General features: G+C 62.6%; 17 protein-coding genes. 2 read left to right on the forward strand and 15 right to left on the reverse strand.

Translation table 11 applies throughout. The features are described 5' to 3' along the window. Genes ACKLNA_RS23355 through ACKLNA_RS23370 form a run of 4 tightly spaced genes read right to left on the reverse strand, consistent with a single transcriptional unit; the run spans position 1 to position 4,696 of the window. The gene (locus ACKLNA_RS23355) at positions 1 to 492 is read right to left on the reverse strand and encodes a GNAT family N-acetyltransferase (RefSeq protein WP_408987230.1); all 492 of its coding nucleotides are present in this window, start codon (positions 490 to 492) and stop codon (positions 1 to 3) included. Positions 493 to 503: 11 nt separating this feature from the next. Continuing rightward, positions 504 to 2,600 carry a biotin/lipoyl-binding protein gene (locus tag ACKLNA_RS23360; protein WP_408987231.1) on the reverse strand — a complete coding sequence of 699 codons (2,097 nt, stop codon included), beginning with the start codon at positions 2,598 to 2,600 and terminating at the stop codon, positions 504 to 506. Beyond that, the gene (locus ACKLNA_RS23365) at positions 2,601 to 3,920 is read right to left on the reverse strand and encodes an efflux RND transporter periplasmic adaptor subunit (protein ID WP_408987232.1); all 1,320 of its coding nucleotides are present in this window, start codon (positions 3,918 to 3,920) and stop codon (positions 2,601 to 2,603) included. It lies immediately after the preceding gene. Continuing rightward, positions 3,917 to 4,696, reverse strand: a complete 780-nt coding sequence (locus ACKLNA_RS23370) for an efflux RND transporter periplasmic adaptor subunit (protein ID WP_408987233.1) — start codon at positions 4,694 to 4,696, stop codon at positions 3,917 to 3,919. Before ACKLNA_RS23370 ends, ACKLNA_RS23365 begins: the two co-directional genes overlap by 4 nt. Before the next feature lie 169 nt (positions 4,697 to 4,865). Here ACKLNA_RS23370 and ACKLNA_RS23375 point away from each other — a divergent pair, with 169 nt between their 5' ends. Together ACKLNA_RS23375 and ACKLNA_RS23380 are read left to right on the forward strand one after the other, a co-directional pair. After that, the gene (locus ACKLNA_RS23375) at positions 4,866 to 5,231 is read left to right on the forward strand and encodes a type II toxin-antitoxin system RelE/ParE family toxin (protein ID WP_408987234.1); all 366 of its coding nucleotides are present in this window, start codon (positions 4,866 to 4,868) and stop codon (positions 5,229 to 5,231) included. Continuing rightward, on the forward strand, positions 5,224 to 5,529 hold the full coding sequence (locus tag ACKLNA_RS23380) for an XRE family transcriptional regulator (RefSeq protein ID WP_064382656.1): 306 nt from the start codon (positions 5,224 to 5,226) through the stop codon (positions 5,527 to 5,529). Before ACKLNA_RS23375 ends, ACKLNA_RS23380 begins: the two co-directional genes overlap by 8 nt. Positions 5,530 to 5,576: 47 nt before the next feature. Here the strand turns inward: ACKLNA_RS23380 and ACKLNA_RS23385 are convergent, their stop codons facing one another. From ACKLNA_RS23385 to ACKLNA_RS23435, 11 genes are all read right to left on the reverse strand, one after another. Beyond that, entirely contained in the window at positions 5,577 to 7,028 is a 1,452-nt protein-coding gene (locus ACKLNA_RS23385; protein WP_408987235.1) for an efflux transporter outer membrane subunit, read from the reverse strand. Further along, positions 7,025 to 8,095 carry an HlyD family secretion protein gene (locus ACKLNA_RS23390; protein WP_085733425.1) on the reverse strand — a complete coding sequence of 357 codons (1,071 nt, stop codon included), beginning with the start codon at positions 8,093 to 8,095 and terminating at the stop codon, positions 7,025 to 7,027. Before ACKLNA_RS23390 ends, ACKLNA_RS23385 begins: the two co-directional genes overlap by 4 nt. Positions 8,096 to 8,114: 19 nt before the next feature. Continuing rightward, entirely contained in the window at positions 8,115 to 9,650 is a 1,536-nt protein-coding gene (locus tag ACKLNA_RS23395; RefSeq protein ID WP_408987236.1) for an MFS transporter, read from the reverse strand. A 102-nt stretch (positions 9,651 to 9,752) separates the two neighbouring features. Then, entirely contained in the window at positions 9,753 to 10,670 is a 918-nt protein-coding gene (locus ACKLNA_RS23400; RefSeq protein WP_408987237.1) for a LysR family transcriptional regulator, read from the reverse strand. 58 nt (positions 10,671 to 10,728) lie between these two features. After that, on the reverse strand, positions 10,729 to 11,595 hold the full coding sequence (locus ACKLNA_RS23405; RefSeq protein WP_408987238.1) for an ABC transporter permease: 867 nt from the start codon (positions 11,593 to 11,595) through the stop codon (positions 10,729 to 10,731). Between the two features lie 20 nt (positions 11,596 to 11,615). Next, a complete protein-coding gene (locus tag ACKLNA_RS23410; RefSeq protein WP_085712610.1) occupies positions 11,616 to 12,476 on the reverse strand; it encodes an ABC transporter ATP-binding protein in 861 nt (286 codons plus the stop codon). Positions 12,477 to 12,481: 5 nt separating this feature from the next. Continuing rightward, on the reverse strand, positions 12,482 to 13,507 hold the full coding sequence (locus tag ACKLNA_RS23415; protein ID WP_134825062.1) for an ABC transporter substrate-binding protein: 1,026 nt from the start codon (positions 13,505 to 13,507) through the stop codon (positions 12,482 to 12,484). Between the two features lie 18 nt (positions 13,508 to 13,525). Next, on the reverse strand, positions 13,526 to 14,422 hold the full coding sequence (locus ACKLNA_RS23420; RefSeq protein WP_408987239.1) for a TauD/TfdA dioxygenase family protein: 897 nt from the start codon (positions 14,420 to 14,422) through the stop codon (positions 13,526 to 13,528). Positions 14,423 to 14,790: 368 nt separating this feature from the next. Beyond that, positions 14,791 to 16,158 (reverse strand): HlyD family type I secretion periplasmic adaptor subunit, encoded by a 1,368-nt coding sequence (locus ACKLNA_RS23425; protein ID WP_408987240.1) that lies wholly within the window; start codon positions 16,156 to 16,158, stop codon positions 14,791 to 14,793. After that, the gene (locus tag ACKLNA_RS23430) at positions 16,148 to 18,304 is read right to left on the reverse strand and encodes a type I secretion system permease/ATPase (protein WP_085712606.1); all 2,157 of its coding nucleotides are present in this window, start codon (positions 18,302 to 18,304) and stop codon (positions 16,148 to 16,150) included. The genes ACKLNA_RS23425 and ACKLNA_RS23430 overlap by 11 nt, the downstream gene beginning before the upstream one ends. Before the next feature lie 34 nt (positions 18,305 to 18,338). After that, the gene (locus ACKLNA_RS23435) at positions 18,339 to 19,691 is read right to left on the reverse strand and encodes a TolC family outer membrane protein (RefSeq protein ID WP_085712605.1); all 1,353 of its coding nucleotides are present in this window, start codon (positions 19,689 to 19,691) and stop codon (positions 18,339 to 18,341) included. Positions 19,692 to 19,802: the final 111 nt, after the last annotated feature.

A 19,802-nucleotide genomic window follows, 5' to 3' on the forward strand; every position in this document is an offset into this window, starting at 1 on the left:
TCAACCCTGCGGATACCACACCAGACGCTCCGCCGCCGGATTGCGCTCTTCCACCGCGAATCCCAGCGCCAGGTAATGCTGGCGCGCATGGCGATTATTGGCCCACACCACCGTCGCCACCGGGCAGCGCACTTGCTGCGCGGCCTTTTGTACGCCTTGCAGCACGGTTCGTCCGTAGCCCTTGCCCCGGGCCTGAGGGATGAAGGCGATGTACAACACGCGGATTTCATTGGGGCCGAAATCGGTGCTCAGCGCGCCAATGGCCGTGCCGAGTTTTTCCACGACGTAGTGCATGGCATTGGGATGGTTTTCACCCATGCCCTGCTCCTGCACCTGAAACTGCTGGGCAACGATTTGCTGCACCTGTTCCTGCTCGCCGTCGACCCATTGCAGATCCGGCCGCGCCGATTGATACAGGCTTTGCAGAAAGGGGCCGTCAGTCGCCCGTGAAGGCCGCACCACCAATCCGTCCGCTGCCAGGTTTTCCGTCATCTTCATGCTCCCTAGAAACCGCTTTCCCTGACCCCCAGCGCCGCCAGCCGACGCCAGGCCACGCCGAGCACCGATTCGCCGCTGCCCTGCAGAACCACCACGCCACGCAACGGCTGTACCGGCGTCGGTGGCTGATCCAGCGTAGTCAATCGCGCGCCGTATTGCGCCTGTACCGGTTCCGCCCGTTGCTGTTGATCGCGGCGTACGGCAATCGGCCCGTGATGGTCGGACGTCAGGGCTTCCTGATCGACATAGGCCACGCCATTGGTATCGATTTCATCGAGCTTCACGGTGATCGCCGGGTGCATCGGATCGTCGGCGATAAACCGCCCGGTGGCCCCCGGTTTGACCCGCCACAGTTCGGCTTCGGCCACATAACCACGCAGGCGCGAGCCGTCCTCGACCACCCGGGCCAGCGCATCCTTGGTCGATAGCCAGCGACCCGGCGTCAGGTTCGGCAACAAGTCGCGCACAGTCCCGGCGTGGGGCGCCCGCAGCAGCAGGCGTTCGCGGCGGGCGCTCAGGCCTCGGTACTCCGCCACGGCTTCGGCGAGGCGTTGTTCGACGATGCCGGCGTCGGCGGCGGTTTCGCTGCGGCCGGCCTGACGGCGCATCAGCAATTGTTGAATCTGGATTTCCCGGCGGACGATGGCCTGCCGCGAATCCAGGTCCGGCGACTCCAGTTCGATCAGCACATCGCCCTGAGCGACCTTCTGGCCGTCCGCAACCTTCACCGTTTTGACCCGCGCCGCCACCGGCGCATGCAACGCACTGGCCCGACCGCCCTCGAGCATCGTCGGCAGTTCGACGGCGCTGCGCCACGGCACGATCAGCACCAGCAACAGGCCGATCACCGCCAGGCTGCTGAGCAGCACGCGCGGACCGTGAGCCTGTTCACGGCGGCTCCACCACTGGCGCCACTCACTCATGATCGGCAGAAAGATGAACCACACCAGTTCCACCAGCATCAGGAAAATCCCCAACACCTTGAAGAACAAGTGATAGACCGCCAGCGCGATCCCGAAAAACAACGCCGCACGCCATAACCACGAGCCATACCCCCAGATCAGCAAACGCCGCTGCATCGCCGGCGACCAAGGCTCCGGCGCCGGTGCGCCATAGCCAAACAAAAACTCACGCAGGCGCCAGCGGCAAAAGGCAAAGGCCCGACCCTGAAGGTTGTCGACCTCCCACAGATCGCTGAGCAGAAAGTAGCCATCAAAACGCATGAACGGGTTGAGATTGACCACCAGCGAGGTGATCCAGGTCGCACTGGCGAGCATGAACGCCGCCGTGCGTGCCGGGCCGTCCGGCAGCAACGACCAGACCAGCAACGCAATGCAGGCCAGCAGCAATTCCGCCAGCACCCCGCCGGCACCGATCAGCAGCCGCGCACGCCGGTCGTTGACCCGCCAGGCATCGCTGACGTCGGTGTAGAACATCGGCAGCAAGACCATGAACGCCACGCCCATGCTCTGCACCCGACACCCGGCGCGCTTGGCCATGAACGCATGGCCGAACTCGTGGCAGAGCTTGGCAAAGAACAGCGCCACACCGAACGAAATCGCCCCGCCGAGGCTGAACAGGTGCGGAAAGGTGCCGACGAAGCGCTGCCAGTCCCGCGACACCAGAAACACCCCGAGCCCCAGGGTCGCCGGAAAGCCGTAGCGCAAAATCCTTGGCCCGAAGCGCTGCAGCCACGGCCACGCCCGATTGAGAAACGCGTCCGGGCGCCACAATGGAATACGAAAGAACAGATATTGATGCAGCAGGATTTTCCACAGGCTCTGGCGTTGCGCGAGGGCCTTGAGTTGATAGCTGGCGCGTTGCTGATCGTCGAGGGCGCTGATCAGGTCATGTCCGCGCAGAAACGTCAGCAGTTGCTCCAGTTCGACGCCATCCAGCGGCAAGCCCGGTTCGCGGTTAGCGGCGCGCAGCACTTGCTCCGGATCGCCCAGCGACCAGTGGCGCAACAGGCGCATCGCCGCCGTGCCGAGTTTGAAATAGCGACCGCGCACCGGGTCGGCCAGGGTCCAGCGCGGCGAGCCGTCCAGTGCCGGCGCCGCGGGCGACAATTGCAGGTCGGCACGCAGGCTCGGCAGATTCATTTACAGGCCCACGCTCTGACGCAAACCGGCCAATGGGCGGCGCAGCAGATACAGCGCCAGCGGCGCGCGATCACCGAAGATCTTCGCCGTGCCACGCAGGCCGATACGCGGCGGTGTGTCGGTAAAATTCGCATCCAGCCGATAGGCCAGTTGGCCGCCGGCGGTGGGCTGCGCTTCATAGGCCGAACGCTCAAGTCGGGCGACATGGCGTTGCAAGGGATCGCTGTCGAGGAACAATGCAATGTCGGCGCCCGGCTCCAGCGAAATCGCGTCGCCCACCGCCAGCTCGATACGCAATTCGGCCTGGTTCGGGTCGGCGATTTCCATCAGCCGTTCGCCGGTCTGCACCGGTTTGCCGGTCCAACGCTCGGCGTCGGCGAACACCGCAATGCCGTCGCGCTCGGCGCGCACTTCGCTGCGGTTGAGCAGTTCCCGGGCGTAATCCCGTTCGGCGCGTTTCTGCTCGACGCGGGCAGCCAGCAAATCCACCCGTGAACTGGATTCGGCGTCGGCGAATGCGCGTTGGGAGTTGGCTTTGAGTTCGGCTTCGGCCACACCGAGCGCACGCTCGGCGACATCGGCCTGGGCCTTGAGGGTGGTGCTTTCGAAACGCAGCAGCAGATCGCCGGTTTTCACGTTCTGATTGGGTTTGACCAGAAACTCGGCGATCACCCCGTCCAGCGGCGCCGCCACCACACGCCCACCCAAGGGCACCACTTCGGCCGGGGCCAGCACCGACTGGCGCACCGGAATCAACAAACCGAGCAGCAACACAGCGACCAGCGCCACCTGGCGTTTGCGGGTCCAGCGCAGCCGCCACGGCTTGCGCGGTTGCAGGGCCAGCCAGGCGTGGCTGTAGGTATCGCCCAGTTGCGACAACAGCACTTGTTCGGAAGGGTTCCACGGCACGTCGCGGGCCAGCCACAATCCGCCGAACACTTGGCCATCGCGGTCGATCAGCGGCAGCCAGAACACCTGCAGCGCCGACAGGCTGCGCCAGTCGCTCTGGACCGACTCGCTGACCATCTCCGGCGAAATTACCCGCGCCACCTTCAGCACATCCTGCTTGAACAACTGCGCCACCGCCTGCTCGACGAACGCCACGAACGGCGCATTCGGCTCCACTGCGCTGACACCGGTCACGGCCTGCACCTTTCCGGCGATCAGTAGCGCCGCATGGCGATAGCCGAACAGCGGCTGCCCGTCATTGACTAGGCTGTAGGCCAGTTGCGAAGCATCACGGGCGGCGCGGGTCTGCCGTTCGAGATCGAGAAACCGCGCGAACACCTGCTCGGCGCCGCCGCTCACCGGGGCGTTCATTTAAGCTCCGGAAAACGCGCGGTTCCGCTCATGCCGGCGAGCAGGCCTTTGGCTTCAGGGAGTGTGGCGACCAGCAACAGCGTCTGGCTGCCCTCATCGATCCGCGCGCCAAGACGTTTGACCGTGGCGTCGATGGGCTGGCCGGTTTCATCGGGAACGAAACTGAAGGTCTGGCCGGGCTTGAGCCTGGCCATCCAGCGCGACGGCACCAGCAAATGGATTTCCAGCGTACGGTTGTCGACCACATCGAGCAGCGGCGCCCCGGCCGACACGCTTTCGTAGCGTTGCACCTTGCGCTCGACCACTTGCCCGTCGAACGGCGCGACCACACTGCAGCGTTTGACCTGGACTTGATAAACCTGGGATTGCGCCTGGGTCTCGCTGACCTTGGCCTCGGCCCGGGCCACTTCGAAACGCCCGACAGAATTGAGCGCCGCCAGTTGCCGGTTGTGCGCCAGCTCTTCGCCGGCGCCACGGCTGGCGGCCTGCGCGGCGTTCAACTGGGCCTGATAGGCCGAACAGTCGAATTTCGCCAGGGTATCGCCCTTCTTGAACGACTCGCCTTCGCTGAACGGCAACTCGACAATCCGCCCGGACAACTCGCTGGCCAGCGTCGCCTGGTCCCGAGCCCGCAACACACCCCGCGCTTCGCTGCTGGCCGAGGCATTGGCGGCCCCAGCGCTATCCTGCAGCGGATCGTCTGGCACAGGCGTTTGCGCCTGAACTGCACACGTTACAAAGGTCAATCCGACAACCCAACCACGAAAACGCCGCATAACCGTTACTCCCTGACGGATGAGCGGAGTCTACGACAGCGGGGTTTAGCGTCAAGCGAAAGGCCATCACTCATCCAAGGGGCTGGCGAAACTCTGTGTAACGACTAAGATCAATTCATCGAAAATATAACCTTGATGGAATATTCCATAACATTCATATTCGCCCCCCATGAATTGGGATATCGAATACACAGACGAGTTCGGCAACTGGTGGGAAGATCTGACTGAAAACGAGCAGAGCTCGGTGGCTGCGAGCGTCAAATTGCTAGGGCAATTCGGACCTGGCCTGCGCTTTCCACACAGCAGCGCGATCAACGGTGCGCGACATGGCCACCTGCGAGAACTGAGGGTTCAACATGCCGGACGACCGTACCGCATACTTTATGCATTTGATTCGAGACGATGTGCGCTGCTATTGATCGGTGGAGACAAAACCGGTCAGGATCGCTGGTATGAAGTCAATGTCCCGCTCGCCGATCAACTGTACGATGAGCACCTCGATACATTGCGCAAAGAGGGTTACAAAGATGGCTAAGAAATTTGCCGAACTCGAAGCGCGTATGACACCCGAAGCCCGGGCACATGCCGATTCGATCTACGAACAACACATCAAGGAAATGCCGCTAAACGAATTGCGACAGGCCAAGGCTTTGAGTCAGGCGACACTTGCCGAGACCCTGCACATTAACCAGGCGGCGATCTCGAAGATGGAACGACGCACCGATATGTACATCAGCACGCTGCGCAATTACATCCGCGCGATGGGCGGCGAACTTGAAATCATCGCTACATTTCCTGATGGGCAAATCAAAATCGAAAACTTTGCAGGTTGAGCAGCCAAAACGCTGCACAACCTGCTTTTTTGTTTTCCGCGCGAGCGTCAACGCTGCACCATCTCCCCCACCGGATACACCGACTCCCATCCCCCGCCCAACGCCCGGTACAACCCGACCATCGCCAGTGAAACGCCGGTGGAGCTTTCCACCCATTGTTCCTGGGTGGCGAGCAGTGCGCTTTGCACGGTGAGGACGTTGACGAAGTCGGCCACGCCTTCGACGTATTGCTGCTGCGCGGTGCGCAGGGCGATCTGGTTCTGGCGTACGGCTTCGGCGAGGCTGTCGCGGCGGCGCTGGCTGGCGTTGTAGGCGGTCAGTTGGTCGTCGATTTCGTGCCAGGCGCGCAGCACGGTCTGTTGATAACCGATGGCCGCTTCCTGCTGCTGGGCTTCGCGCAGTTGCAGCATGCCGCGCAGGCGGCCGCCGTCGAACAACGGCAGGCTGAATTGCGGGCCGATGCCGAAGGCGCGTGAGCCCCAGGAACCGAAATCACTGAGCTGCATGGCTTGCGAGCCAAGGTTGCCGGACAGGGTGATGCGCGGATAGAAATCGCCCTTGGCCACGCCGATGTTGGCGGTGGCGGCGTGCAATCGGGCTTCGGCCTGGCGAATGTCCGGGCGGCGCTCGGCCAGTTGCGACGGCAGGCCGATGGCGACTTGCGGCGGCGACTGCGGCACCGGCGCGTCTGTTGATAATTCTTTGGCCAGCGCCTGCGGCGGCTCGCCCATCAACAGGCTGATGGCGTTGATCAGTTGCGCCTGACGTTGCTCCAGCGCCGGCAGTCGCGATTCGATGGCCGCCACTTGCGCGGCGGCTTCGGCCACGTCGAGATCGGTGGCCACGCCGTCGTTGAGGCGCAGTTGCGAGAGCTTCAGGCTGTGCCGCGCGACATCGAGGTTCTGCTCGGTGACCGCGCGGGTGTTCTGCACCCCGCGCAACTGGATGTAGTTCTGCGCGGTGTCCGCGAGTACCGCCAGCAAGACACCGCGACGGTCGTTTTCCGCCACTTCGAGGTTGGCATCGGCGGCTTCGGTTTCCCGGCGCACCCGGCCCCAGAAGTCCAGTTCCCAGGAGGCGGAGAAACCGGCGTCCCACAGGTTGAAGGCGGAATCGCCGTTGTGCCCGGACGGGTCGTTCAAGCCTTCGCCGCTGTTGCGTTTGCGGGCATAACTGCCGGTTGCAGCAGTTGTCGGATAACGGTCGGCGGTGATCACCTGACGTGCGGCGCGGCTTTGTTGCAGACGGCTGCTCGCCAGTCTCAGGTCGAGGTTGCTGCTCACGGCGCGCTGGGTCAGGGCGGAAAGTTGCGCGTCGTGGAAGACTTCCCACCAGCGCTCGTTCAGGGGTTCGCTGACGGCCTGGCTGGGTGCGGATTTGCCGGGTTTGGCCCACTCGGCAATCTGCGTGGCTTCGGGCTTCTGGAAGTCCGGGCCGACGGTGCAGGCCGCCAGCGCCGAAAGGCTCAGGACAACCGTCAGAGATTGAATGCGCTTCATCGCTGCGTCACCTCACGCACCGATGTCGCGGAGCTTTTGGTATCAATGCTCGCCTCCACCGACATGCCCACCCGCAGGCGCTCGGCCAGTGGCTGGCCCGGTTCCAGCAGGATTTTCACCGGAATCCGCTGCACGACTTTGGTGAAGTTGCCGGTGGCGTTGTCCGGTTTGACGGCGGCGAAGGTGACGCCAGTGGCCGGGGCGATGCTTTCGACGCGACCACTCAAGGCCTCACCACCAAGACTGTCGACCCGCACGACAACGTCCTGCCCCGGCTGCACGTCGGTGAGCTGGGTTTCCTGGAAGTTGGCGACCACATAAGCCTGTTTCAACGGCACCACCGCCAGCAGTTTACTGCCCGGCGTCACATAAGCACCGACCCGCACGGCGCGCTCGCCGATCATGCCGTCCTGAGGCGCAGTGATGCGCGTGTAGGACAGCTCGAAACTGGCGATTTCCAGTGCCGCCTGCGCCTGTTTCAAGCTGCCTTCGGCGGCATCGCGCTGCGCCGTCAGAATCTCGACCTGTTTGCGTTCCGCAGCCAGTTTTGCCGTGGCGGTGTCCAGCCGCGCAGTCGCCTGATCGATGCGAGTACGTGCCTGTTGCGCGTTCTGCACGGTGCCGGCACCGACGCCGGCCAAGTGGTTGTAGCGGTTCAATTCCTGTTGGGCGAAGGCCATTTCAGCCTTGGCCGAGACTACCGACGCCTGCGCCTGAGCGATCACCGAGGTCTGCCGCTCCAGGGTGGCCTTGGCGTTTTGCAATTGAGCCCGGGCAACCACGGTGTGCGCATCAGCGGCTTCGGCGGCGGCGCGCAGGTCGCGATCATCGATCAGCGCCAGCAATTGCCCGGCCTTGACCTGCTGGTTGTCTTCCACCAGCACTTCCTTAATGAACCCTGCCACACGCGGCACCACCAGAGTGAAATCGGCGGAGACGAACGCATCGTTGGTGTTCTGCTGAGTACGCTTGCCGAACAGGCCGGGCATCGCCAGATACACCAGCACGCCGACTGCCAGCGCGGCCGCTACGGCCACCGCGAGTTTTTGCTTTGCTTGAGTCGTCATAAAAAACCTTCTGTTCCAGTCAGGTCGGTGCGCGAGGCGGATAGATCCGCGTCGGCAGCCAGAAAATCAGCAGGATCAGCGCCACCGCGACGCCGGCCATGCACAGATAAAGATCCGAAGAAGTCAGCACCACCGCCTGTTCGTGCAGGCGATGGGCGAGACCGGGATCGTTGCTGGCGGCCAGCGGCGAGTTGCCGAGGCGATCGACCAGCATCGTCGAGTGAAAATGCAGGCGCGCGGTGGTCAGCGCCTCGATGACCCCGGTGGCGACCACAGCCGCCAGGCCTTTCACGGTGTTGAACCAGGCCGAAGCGAACGGCCCATCCTGGGGCTGGATGCTGCCGGTCGACAGCATCAGCAACGGCAGCACCGCCATCGGCTGGCCGAAAATCTGCAGCCATTGCAGGACGTAGAAATTGTCGCGAATCCACACCGAGGTCAGCTGCGACCCGCCCAGGCAGGACAGCACCAGCATGCTCAACCCGATCCCGAGCACCCACCGGCAATCGACCCAACGCAGGTTGCACAACGCCGCCACCAGCGGCAGCGCGATCAGTTGCGGCAACGCCGCCAGCAGCATGATCGGCGCGGTCTGCACCGGCCGGTAACCCTGCACCTGAGCCAGATAACTCGACGGAATCAACACCACCGCCAGCAGCACCACCAGCACGCCGGCCAGGGTCATCAGGGCGAACGACAGGTTGCGAATGCCGAGCATCTGCAATTTGAAAAACGGAATCGGCTGCGACCACTCATGGATCAGGAACGCCACCAGCAGCAGCGAACCGGCACCGAGCAGCGCGCAAATCAGATTTGATTCGAACCAGTCCAGACGATTGCCCTGCAACAGACCGATCACCAGCATGCAGATCGCCGGAAATCCCAGCAGCAGGCCTTTCCAGTTGAAGGTCTTGAGACGCTCCAGGCGCAGCGGATCCTGAGGGATGCCGTACGCCACCATCGCCATGGCGATCAGGCACGGCACGATGATTTGCCAGAACGTCCATTGCCAGCCGACGTATTCGGTCCACAACCCGGCCAGCGGTGTTCCGAGGCCCGGGCCAAACGTGGCGGTCAGGGCGTAACCGGCGAGGCCGTAAAGCTTGAAGTTGGGCGGCAGAAACCGCAGCGCAACAGTCATCAGCATCGGCGGCAGCGCACCGCCGGCCAGGCCTTGCAGGATGCGCATCAGCAGCAGGCTTTCGTAGTTCGGGGCGAAAGGGCAGAGCACCCCGAGCAGGGTGAACACGCCGATGGCGCACAGGGTGAAGCGGCGCAGGGAAAAGGTCACCGAGCACCACGGCGCAAACGCCATGGCCGCCACTGAGGTCGCGGTGTAACTCGCGACCAGCCAGGTGCCTTCGTCGTAACCGATGCTCAGGGCGCCGCGAATGTCGGCCAGGGCGACCTTGGTCACCATCTCGTTGAGACCCGACACCAGCACCGCCAGCAGCACACCGACCAGGCCGATGATGATCCGCGCCCCGAACACCGGTGGCGTGGCGGCCATCGGAGCGGCAGCGGCCATCGGCGCCGTGACCGTCAGGGATGTCATGCAGGCAAACTCCGGAGGGAAAAATACCGGAGCATGGTAGTAGGGCTTAGTGCTGACGAAAATTGACTTCTTGGCAGTTTATAAGTGCATCAGACGCAATCGTCAGGGCTGCGCTGCCAGCCAGGTTTCATCGCAGCAGGTCTTGAGGGTTTCCCGCAACCAGCGGTGGGCCGGGTCCTTGTCGAATCGCGGGTGCCAGGCCTGGGTCAGCATCAGCGTCGGCAGCGGGATCGGCAGGTCGAACGAGCGCAGTTTCAAACCCAGCCGTCGCACACTGAGCAGCGCTTCCTTGGGCACCGGCAGGATCAGGTCGGAGTCCGGCAGGGCGAACATCGCGGCGTGGAAGCTCGGCGCGATTACGGCCACCCGCCGCTCTAGGCCCAGTGCATTCAGCGCAGTATCGATAGGCCCACGGGCGATGCCCCGGCGAGACATGCTGATATGGGAAAACCCGGCATAGCGTTCGGCGGTGATCTCGCCATCCAGCAGCGGATGGTCCTCGCGCACCAGACCGACGAAGTGGGTGGAAAACAGGTTCTGTATTTTGACTTCCGGCGTCACCGGACGCGTGTTGCTGACACTCAGGTCGATCCGCCCTTCGCGCAGCGCTTCATCGTCGCCGTCACCCTCGGGAACGAAGCGCAACTCACAGTGCGGTGCCAGTTGATCCAGGGTGTCGAACAGCTTGCCGCCGTACACGCCGACGAAAAAGTCGTTGGCGCGAATGCTGAAGCGTCGGCGCAATGTGCCCAGTTCAACCGCATCCGCCGAGCGAAACAGCAACGCCGCCTGCTCGACCACATCGCGCACCTGTTCGCGCAGCTCCAGCGCCTTGGGCGTCGGCACCAGTCCCCGGCCGGCACGTACCAGAATCGGATCGCCAATGGCTTCGCGGATCCGTGTCAGTGTGCGGCTCATGGCCGCCGGGCTGAGGCTCATCCGCCGCGCGGCGCCGACCACGCTGCCCTCGTCGAGCAAGGCGTCGAGGGCGACCAACAGGTTCATGTCCGGAAGTTGCATGCTGAGCACTCGTGACCGATAAGGATTGATTCGTACGCAATGCTAGCAGATCAAATAATCAGCGCTGCATGCCCCAGCGTTTCACCGTCACCCGCTCCAGCGTGTCGAACACCAGGTTCTCCACCAGCAGACCGATGAGAATCACCACCGCCAGACCGGCAAACACCTTGTCGGTGTACAGCTCATTGCGGTTCTGGAAGATATACCAGCCTAGGCCACCCTTGCCGCTGGTGGCACCGAACACCAGTTCGGCGGCGATCAGGGTGCGCCAGGCGAAAGCCCAGCCGATTTTCAGCCCGGCGAGGATCGACGGCAGCGCCGCCGGAATCAGGATGAACAGCACGAAGCGCATACCCTTCAAGCCGTAATTGCGCCCGGCCATGCGCAGGGTTTCCGAGACGCCGAGAAACCCGGCATACGTGTTCAGCGCCAGCGCCCAAAGCACCGAATGCACCAGCACGAAAATCAGGCTGTTCTGGCCCAGTCCGAACCACAGCAACGCCAGCGGCAACAACGCAATCGCCGGCAGCGGGTTGAACATCGAGGTCAGCGTACTCAACAAGTCCCGGCCAAACTGGGTCGAGACCGCCAGCGTGGTCAGGGCGAAGGCCAGGACGATGCCGATCAGATAGCCCTTGAGCAACACCAACAGCGAAATCCACACCTTGCCCAGCAGTTCACCGCTAAGCAGGCCGTCGTAAAGCGCATGACTGGTCTGCAAAAAGCTCGGCAGCAGCAGGTCGTTGTTCTGTACCCGGGCGACCACTTCCCAGAGCACTGCGAGCAGAATCAGGATCACGCTTTTACGCAACCAACCCTGTTGCCACAGGCGCTGGCCCAGCGGCAGTTCGCGCTCCACCGGCACGCTGGTCAGCGGTTGCAGATCGTTTTCGAATTCTTGACGTACGGATGATGAATGGCTCATCGGGCGATCCTCCGGGTGGCTCAATAAGCGATGCGAATGTCGTTGAAATCGTGCTCGCGCTCGGTTTCCGGCGACTGCCCTTCATCGAACAGCAAGCGGTGAATGCGTCGCGCCGATTCCTGAAACGCCACGCCACCGAGGCTTTGCAGATCGTATTGATGACTGTGCACTTCCGCCCTCACCCGGCCCGGATGCGGCGACAGCAACAGGATGCGATTGCCCACCACCAGCGCTTCTTCAATCGAGTGGGTGACGAACAGCAAGGTGAAACGCACCTCCTCCCAGAGCAGCAGCAACTCCTCCTGCATCTTGCGCCGGGTCAGGGCGTCCAGCGCGGCGAACGGCTCGTCCATCAGCAGGATTTTCGGCTGCATCGCCAGCGCCCGGGCAATCGCCACCCGCGCCTTCATGCCGCCGGACAAAGTGTGCGGATAGGCATCGGCGAACGCCGCCAGACCGACCTTTTCCAGGTAATGCAGCGCACGCTCTTCGGCCTCCTTTTTCTTCAACGTGCGCGAAGCCAGCAGCGGAAACATCACGTTCTGTTTGACGGTTTTCCACGGTGGCAGTTGATCGAACTCCTGAAACACCACGATCCGGTCCGGCCCCGGCGCGTCGACGCGCTGACCTTGCAGACGGATCTCGCCCTCGCACGGCGCAATGAATCCGGCGACGGCTTTGAGCAAGGTGGATTTACCGCAACCGGACGGGCCGAGCAGCACGAAACGATCCTGTTGATCGACTTCGAAACTGACCTGATGGGTGGCGCGCACGACACGTTGCGGTGTGCGGTATTCGAGGCTGACCTGATCGACCGCCAGCAGCGCCTGCGCCGTGGCGATTGGGTTGCTGGCCGCGTGGCCTTGCAAAGGGGCGTTCATCTCGATCAGCTCCCTTGCAGCGGCTTGGCGTCCTGGAAGAAGTAATCCTTCCACGATTCAGGCTTGTTCTTGATCGCGCCGACGCGGTAGAGGAATTCGGCGAGCGGGTAGGTGTTTTTCGGCGTGACGCTGAATTCGAACTGCGGGTTGTCGATGATTTTCAGCAGCTCGGCGCGGTCGATCTTGGCCTTGGTCACACGGATATAGGTGTCCGCCGCTGCGCCTTTATCGTTCTGTGCAAACTGCGCGGCTTCGGTCAGGGCTTCGACGAATGCCTTGTAGGTCTTGGGGTTCTCGTTGCGGAATTTCTCGGTGGCGAACAACACGGTCGGCGAATTCGGGCCGAGCACATCATAGGAGTTGAGCACCACGTGCACGTTCGGGTTCTGCAGCGCCTGATCCTGGAACGGCGGGTTGGAGAAATGCCCGGTCAGCTCGGTGCCGCCAGCAATCAGTGCAGCCGTGGCGTCCGGATGCGGGACGGCGATGGTGTACTTGTCGAGGCGATTGAATTCCTTGTCGCCCCACTGCTTGGCCGCTGCGTATTGCAGGAAGCGCGACTGCACGGAAACACCGACCGCCGGCACCGCGATGCGGTCCTTCTCGGTGAAATCGGCGATGGTTTTGACCTTGGGATTGTTGCTGACGAGGTAGTACGGGAAGTTGCCCAGCGAGGCCACGGCCTTGACGTTCTGCTTGCCATGGGTGCGATCCCAGATCGTCAGCAGCGGCCCGACGCCGGCACCGGCAATGTCGATGGAACCGGAGAGCAGCGCATCGTTGACCGCCGCACCGCCCGACAACTGGGTCCAGTCGACCTTGATGTCGAGCCCTTCCTGCTTGCCGTACTTCTCGATCAGTCCCTGATCGCGCACCACATTGAGCAATAAATAGACAATGCCGAACTGCTCGGCGATGCGGATTTCACCTTCGGCGTGGGCCACGGTCGGCGCCACCAGGCTGCCGGCGATCAAACTGAAACCGAGGCCGATGGCCGCCGCCAGCGGTGCGAATGGAAGACGTTTGGACATGATCGGATCTCCGGCAAATCAGAAAGGCGCGTCGCCCTGGATGGTCGTGCGATACAACTTGCGGCGCAGGTGCGCAGGGCAACCGGCGGCAAGGTGGATCAGCGAACGGTTGTCCCAGAACACCAGATCGTGGGGCTGCCATTGATGGCGATAGATGTTCTGCGGCAGCACGCTGTGGGCGTAGAGCTCTTCGAGCAGTTGTTTGCTCTCGTCCTCCGGCAGGCCGACGATGCGGGTGGTGAAACCTTCGCTGACGAACAATGCCTTGCGGCCGTTTTCCGGGTGGGTACGAACCACCGGGTGCACGACCTCGGCAACCTGAGCCAATTGCTCCGGGGTCAGGGTCGGGCGCCAGTTGCCTTCGAATTTGGTTTCGCTGTAGCGCGCGGTGTAGGAATGCGCAGCCGAGCGGCCTTCGACCGCTTTGCGCAGCGCCTCGGGCAGGCTGTCCCAGGCTTTGTGCATGTCGGCGAACAGGGTGTCGCCGCCTTCGGACGGCAGCTCCTGGGCGTGCAGCATCGAGCCGAGGCTCGGCAGCTCTTTATAGGAAAGGTCCGAGTGCCAGAACTTGCCCGCGTCACCGAGGCCGATGTTCTGGCCGTTCTCGACGATGTTGGAAACGATGAGGATTTCCGGGTGGTTCGCCAGCAGGAACTGCTTGAGCACATGGATCTGCAACACGCCGAAACGGCGGCTGAAGTCGATCTGTTGTTGCGGGGTGATGCGCTGGTCGCGGAACACCACGACGTGGTGATCGAGGTGCGCGCGGTGAATGCGGGCGAAGTCCTCGTCGCTGACCGGGCGGGTCAGGTCGAGGCCGCTGATTTCGGCGCCGACGGCACCGCTGAACGGGCGGATTTCGAAGGTTTGCGGCGCGGCAGTCGCGGCGCTTGGGGTAGCAGTAGCTGCGGACATCAATCAATCTCCCACGCACGGCGCGCTCAAGGGCGCGCGCGTCGATCAGAAACTCACGCTGGATTGCGTGTGGGTTCGTGTCGTGCGGCGCGCCGATTGGTCGGCAGGTACGCAGGAGGCTGACTTTATAGCTATAAGAAGTTTAATTTAAATACCGTTAGCGAATAACGATATGGCGATTGCTTCGGAATGGACTGGATGGTGAGTGACCATTTGCGTCACTTCTGGGCGGAATGCGTTGTTCCGACAGACGCCCTTCGTCGGATCGCCGCCCGGACCAAGCTCGCTCCCACAAGGGACTTCGGTAAACACATATCCATGTGCCAACAAAGTTCTGTGGGAGCGAGCTTGCTCGCGAAAGGGGCCAATCAACGTTCGTGCAACGCCTCGGCGCGAGCCCGGATGATCGGCTTGAGCAGGTAGCTCAGCACGGTCTTCTTGCCGGTGATGATGTCCACCGATGCCACCATCCCCGGGATGATCAGCAGCGGCTTCTCGTCAGTGCCGAGGTGGCTGCGCTCGGTGCGCAGCTTGATGATGTAGTAGGTGGTTTTCTTGTCTTCGTCGGTGATGGTGTCGGCGCCGATCTGCTCGAGTTTCGCCTTCAGGCCGCCATAGATGGTGTAGTCATAGGCGGTGAATTTCACCGTGGCATCCTGCCCCGGGTGCAGGAACGCGATGTCCTGTGGGCGGATCTTCGCTTCGACCAACAGGGTGTCGTCCAGCGGCACGATTTCCAGCAGATCGCTGCCCGGCTGGATCACGCCGCCGATGGTGTTGACCAGCATCTTGTTGACGATGCCCCGCACCGGCGAGGTAACGAGCGTACGACTGACCCGGTCTTCCAGCGCCTTGCCGGTGGCCTGGGCCTTGTTCAGGTCGGTGCGGGCTTCGTTGAGCTGGGTCAGGGCGTCGCTGCGGAACTTGCCGCGAGTCTCGTCGATCTTGCGCTGGACTTCCTTGATCGCCGATTCGGCGCGCGGGATCGCCAGGGTAGTGGCGTCGAGCTGGCCACGGGTTTCCACTTCGGCACGCTTGAGCCGCAGCACTTCCACCGGCGACACCGCACCCTGGGCCACCAGCGGCTCGGACATGTTGATTTCCTGGCGTTGCAGGCCGAGTTGCTGGCGGTACTGCGCCTGCTTCGAGGTGAACTCGCGCAGCTCTTGCTGGCGCTGGATCAACTGCTCCTGCAAGCCGCCGACTTCATCGTGCAGTTGCTGGCGACGGCTGACGTACAGCGACTCTTCACTCTTGGCCTGACCCGGCACGGCCTTGAGCACGTCCTCGGGGAAATTCAGCGGCCGGTCATCGACCTCGGCACTCAGACGCTCGACCCGCAGCAGCATCGACAGACGATCGGCTTCGGTCTCGCCGACGTTTGAGGCGAAGCGCGTGTCGTCCAGACGAACCAGCGGTGCGCCGGCCTCGACGATCTGGCCTTCCTTGACGAACAGCTCGGAGACGATACCGCCCTCGAGGTTCTGGATTTTCTGGATCTTCGACGAGGGAATCGCCTTGCCGTCGCCCTTGGTCACTTCGTCGATCACGGCGAAGTTGGCCCACAGCATCAGGAACACGAAGAAACCGATGATCGCCCAGATCGTCAGCCGCACCACACGCGGCGCGTCCTCGATCAAGGCCTTGTTGACCTCCGGCAGCGGCTGGCCGTGCAACGAGGCAGAGCCCTTGAAGTAGCGACGGATCGAATCCTTGAAACCCGACTTAAGCAACACTGATCTGCCCCTTCTTCAACGCTTCCATCACGGCGGCTTTCGGGCCATCGGCGAGAATCTGTCCACGGTCGACCACCAGCAGGCGATCCACCAGCGACAGCAGTGATGCCCGGTGCGTCACCAGCACCACGGTCTTGTTTTCAACGACTGCAGCCAGGCGTTGCTTGAGGCGTTCTTCGCCGGTGTTGTCCATGGCGCTGGTCGGCTCGTCGAGCAGCAGGATCGGCGGATTGAGCAGCAGCGCCCGGGCCAGGGCGACGTTCTGGCGCTGGCCGCCGGACAGGTTCTGCCCGCGCTCGCCGACTTGCAGTTCATAACCCTGCGGGTGCAGGCGGGCGAATTCATGCACGCCAGCCAGTTCGGCGGCTTGCAGCACCAGCTCGTCCTCGACGTAACGGGCGCCGGAAATCAGGTTGTCGCGCAGGGTGCCGGCCAGCAGCTGGATATCCTGGGGCACGTAGCCGATGTTGTAGCGCAGCTCGCTGACGTCGATCTGGCGGATGTCGACGCCATCGACCAGCAACGCGCCGTCATCCGGCTGATACAGGCCCACCAGCAGCTTGGCCAGCGAGCTCTTGCCCGAGCCGCTGCGGCCGATGATGCCGATCTTCTCGCCGGGACGGATCACCAGGTTGATGTTTTTCAGCGCCGGGTTCTGTTGATCGGGGTAGGTGAAGTTGAGCTGACGGCATTCGATCGCACCTTGCAGCACCTTGCGGCTCAGCGGGCGCTCTTCGAAATTGCGCTCCTGCGGCAGCTCCATCATCTGGTCGACCGAGGTCATGGTCACCCGCGCCTGCTGGTATCGGGTCAGCAGACCGGACAGCGACGCCAGCGGGCTCAGTGCGCGGCCACTGAGCATGTAGCAGGCGATCAGGCCGCCCATGCTCAGATTGCCGGCGATGATCTGGTACACGCCGAAGACGATCATGATCACCCCGGCCAGTTGCTGGATCAGCAGGGTGATGTTCATCGCCAGACCCGAGAGCATTTTCACCCGCAGCTCGAGGCGGCTGAGGGTGCCGATGGTCTGCTCCCACTGGTATTGGCGTTCGCTTTCGGCGTTGTTGACCTTCACCGCATCGAGGCCGGCGAGGGTTTCGATCAGGCTCGACTGACGCTCGGCGCCCAGCGCCATGGTGCGCTCCATGGTGGCCACCAGCGGCTTCTGCAAGGCGTAGCCGATCAGCAGGGCAATCGGGAAGGCCAGCACCGGAATCCACACCAGATGCCCGCCGAGAATGGCGATGACGATGAAGATCAGGATGGTGAACGGCAGGTCGATCAGGCTGGTCAGGGTCAGCGAGGCGAGAAAGTCGCGTAGGCTCTGGAACTCATGGATGTTCTGGGCAAAGCTGCCGACCCGCGCCGGGCGGTACTTCATGGCCATGCCGACGATCCGCTCGAACAGCGTGGCGGAGATGATCAGGTCGGTTTTCTTGCCGGCCAGATCCAGGCACAGGCTGCGCAGGCTCTTGAGGATCAGGTCGAACAGGTAGGCACCGGTGATGCCCAGTGCAAGCACCCACAGGGTCGCTTCGGCCTGGTTCGGCACCACGCGGTCATAGACGTTCATCACGAACAGCGGGGCTGCCATGGCGATGATGTTGATCAGGAAACTGGCGGCGATGGCGTCGGCATACAGCCAGCGCGAACGCTTGAGGGTGTCGCGGAACCACGAGCGTGCACGCGGGATCAGCGTTCCGTGGTTGACGTCGAATTTGTGCTGGGGCTGGGCGAAGAACACTTTGCCGAGGTAGTCGTCGGCCAGCAGCTCACGGTTGACGAGAGATTCGCCGCCATCGGTTTCGCTGAGCAGCACCCGGGCTTCGTTCTCACCCTGCCAGCCGAGCAGGACGGCACTGCGGCCATCCTTGAGCAGCAACAGCGCCGGCATGGCGATGGCCGGAATTTCTTCCAGCTTGCGTTGCAACACCCGCCCCTGCAGGCCGGCGCGTGCCGCTGCACGAGGCAGCAGTTCGACACTCAGGCGTTGCTTGGGCAGCGGCAGACCGGTGGTCAGCATCGCCGCGCTGGCGGGTTTCTGGTGCAGCATGCAAAGGGCGAGCAGACCATCCAGTAACGGATCGTCGTGCAACGCGCGTGGATCATGACTGAGATGAACTCGACTGACTTCTGATTCCACGCTCGACACTCTTTAACAGTTGAAAAGGGACAACTCAATTCATCCCGGGCAGTTGAACCTTGGGCTTCACGTCGTTCTGCACAACGGATGCCATCGGTGCGACCACTCCCTGGCTCTTGAGCAACTCGCCCATGGTCGCCTTGATTCGGTATTGAGTAAATAACTGAATGTTCTTGATCTCGGCCAGACGGCGCGAAGCGGTGAACAGTTCGTTTTCACTGTCGAGCAAATCCAGCAGGGTTCGTTCGCCAAGGCTGAACTGACGCTGGTAAGCGGTACGCACTGCGGTGCTGTGGTCAACGTACTGCTGAGCGATCGGCACCTGGGCGTTGGCATTGTTCAGGGCGTTCCAGGCCAGGCCCAGTTCTTCGTTCAACTGGCGCAGGGCGTTGTTGCGGATGTCCAGCGCCTGGTTCGACAGGTAGGACTTGGATTCCAGGTCAGCCTTGTTGCTGCCGCCGGAATACAGGTTGAAGCGCATGCGCAGCATCGCCTGCCATTCATTGTTGTGACCATTCTGGCCATCGAGATCGTTGTCGGCGGTGCGGCCCAGCTCGGCGTCGAAACGCGGGTAGAAGGTCGACTTGGCGGTTTCGTACTGCTTCTCGGCAGCGGCGATGTCGGACTCGGCCGAACGCAGGATCGGGCTGTTCTCCAGCATCTGCGCGCGGGCCTCATTGAGGTTGGCCGGCATCATCGCCATGAACGGCGCCGGACGCTCCAGTTGATCGGGCATCTGGCCGACGGCGCTGAGGAAGTTGGTTTCCGAGTCGGCGAGGTTGGTCTGCTCGGTGATCAGATTGTTGCGGGCCTGGGCCATCCGCGCTTCAGCCTGATCGAGGTCGGCACCGCTGCCGACGCCGCGCTGAGTGCGCAACTGGATCTGATCGTAGATGCGCTGGTGGCTCTTGAGGTTTTCCTCGGCCAGGCGCACGAATTCGCGGCGGGTCAGTACATCCAGATAAACCTGGGCCACGGTCAGCGCGGTGCGCTCGGAGGTGCCAAGCAAAGCGTAGGCGCGGGAGTTGACGGTGGCTTGTTGACGCCCGACTTCACTGGACGTCGCAAAACCGTCAAAAACCATTTGCGACAATCGCACACTCGACTCGCCACGGTTCAGGGTTTCCCAGTGATTGCCGCCGCCGTTGGCACGGGTGGTGACGCTGTCGGTGCCTTCACGGCCATAACCGCCGAGCAGATCGACCTTGGGCAGGTATCCACCTTTGGCGGCCTTTAACTGATAATCCGCGGCCAATCGACTGTTGACCCCAGCCTGGATTTCCGGATGGACATCCAGTGCCTGTTGCATGGCTTCCGGTAAGGATTGTGCTTGAGCAAAAGACGCGGCGAGAGCGAAAGGTAGAGCCTTGAACAGGGGCGAACGCATGGTAAGGAATTCCCAAAACTTCTTGTCGTGAATCACAGCAAATAAGGGTGCTGCGTCGGATGATGGCAACCGGAATGACCGTATGTCGGAAAGTTTAAAACCGGAACTGGA

The organism is Pseudomonas sp. UV AK001, assembly GCF_046097675.1.
GTDB lineage: Bacteria > Pseudomonadota > Gammaproteobacteria > Pseudomonadales > Pseudomonadaceae > Aquipseudomonas > Aquipseudomonas kribbensis.

Bases quoted from the DNA above. Each gene is read 5' to 3' on its own strand.
- ACKLNA_RS23360 (WP_408987231.1), bottom strand. From the start codon at position 2,600: ATGAATCTGCCGAGCCTGCGTGCCGACCTGCAATTGTCGCCCGCGGCG.
- ACKLNA_RS23385 (WP_408987235.1), bottom strand. From the start codon at position 7,028: ATGAAGCGCATTCAATCTCTGACGGTTGTCCTGAGCCTTTCGGCGCTG.
- ACKLNA_RS23400 (WP_408987237.1), bottom strand. From the start codon at position 10,670: ATGCAACTTCCGGACATGAACCTGTTGGTCGCCCTCGACGCCTTGCTC.
- ACKLNA_RS23435 (WP_085712605.1), bottom strand. From the start codon at position 19,691: ATGCGTTCGCCCCTGTTCAAGGCTCTACCTTTCGCTCTCGCCGCGTCT.
- ACKLNA_RS23395 (WP_408987236.1), bottom strand. From the start codon at position 9,650: ATGACATCCCTGACGGTCACGGCGCCGATGGCCGCTGCCGCTCCGATG.
- ACKLNA_RS23390 (WP_085733425.1), bottom strand. From the start codon at position 8,095: ATGACGACTCAAGCAAAGCAAAAACTCGCGGTGGCCGTAGCGGCCGCG.
- ACKLNA_RS23415 (WP_134825062.1), bottom strand. From the start codon at position 13,507: ATGTCCAAACGTCTTCCATTCGCACCGCTGGCGGCGGCCATCGGCCTC.
- ACKLNA_RS23355 (WP_408987230.1), bottom strand. From the start codon at position 492: ATGACGGAAAACCTGGCAGCGGACGGATTGGTGGTGCGGCCTTCACGG.
- ACKLNA_RS23420 (WP_408987239.1), bottom strand. From the start codon at position 14,422: ATGTCCGCAGCTACTGCTACCCCAAGCGCCGCGACTGCCGCGCCGCAA.
- ACKLNA_RS23375 (WP_408987234.1), top strand. From the start codon at position 4,866: ATGAATTGGGATATCGAATACACAGACGAGTTCGGCAACTGGTGGGAA.
- ACKLNA_RS23405 (WP_408987238.1), bottom strand. From the start codon at position 11,595: ATGAGCCATTCATCATCCGTACGTCAAGAATTCGAAAACGATCTGCAA.
- ACKLNA_RS23380 (WP_064382656.1), top strand. From the start codon at position 5,224: ATGGCTAAGAAATTTGCCGAACTCGAAGCGCGTATGACACCCGAAGCC.
- ACKLNA_RS23365 (WP_408987232.1), bottom strand. From the start codon at position 3,920: ATGAACGCCCCGGTGAGCGGCGGCGCCGAGCAGGTGTTCGCGCGGTTT.
- ACKLNA_RS23370 (WP_408987233.1), bottom strand. From the start codon at position 4,696: ATGCGGCGTTTTCGTGGTTGGGTTGTCGGATTGACCTTTGTAACGTGT.
- ACKLNA_RS23410 (WP_085712610.1), bottom strand. From the start codon at position 12,476: ATGAACGCCCCTTTGCAAGGCCACGCGGCCAGCAACCCAATCGCCACG.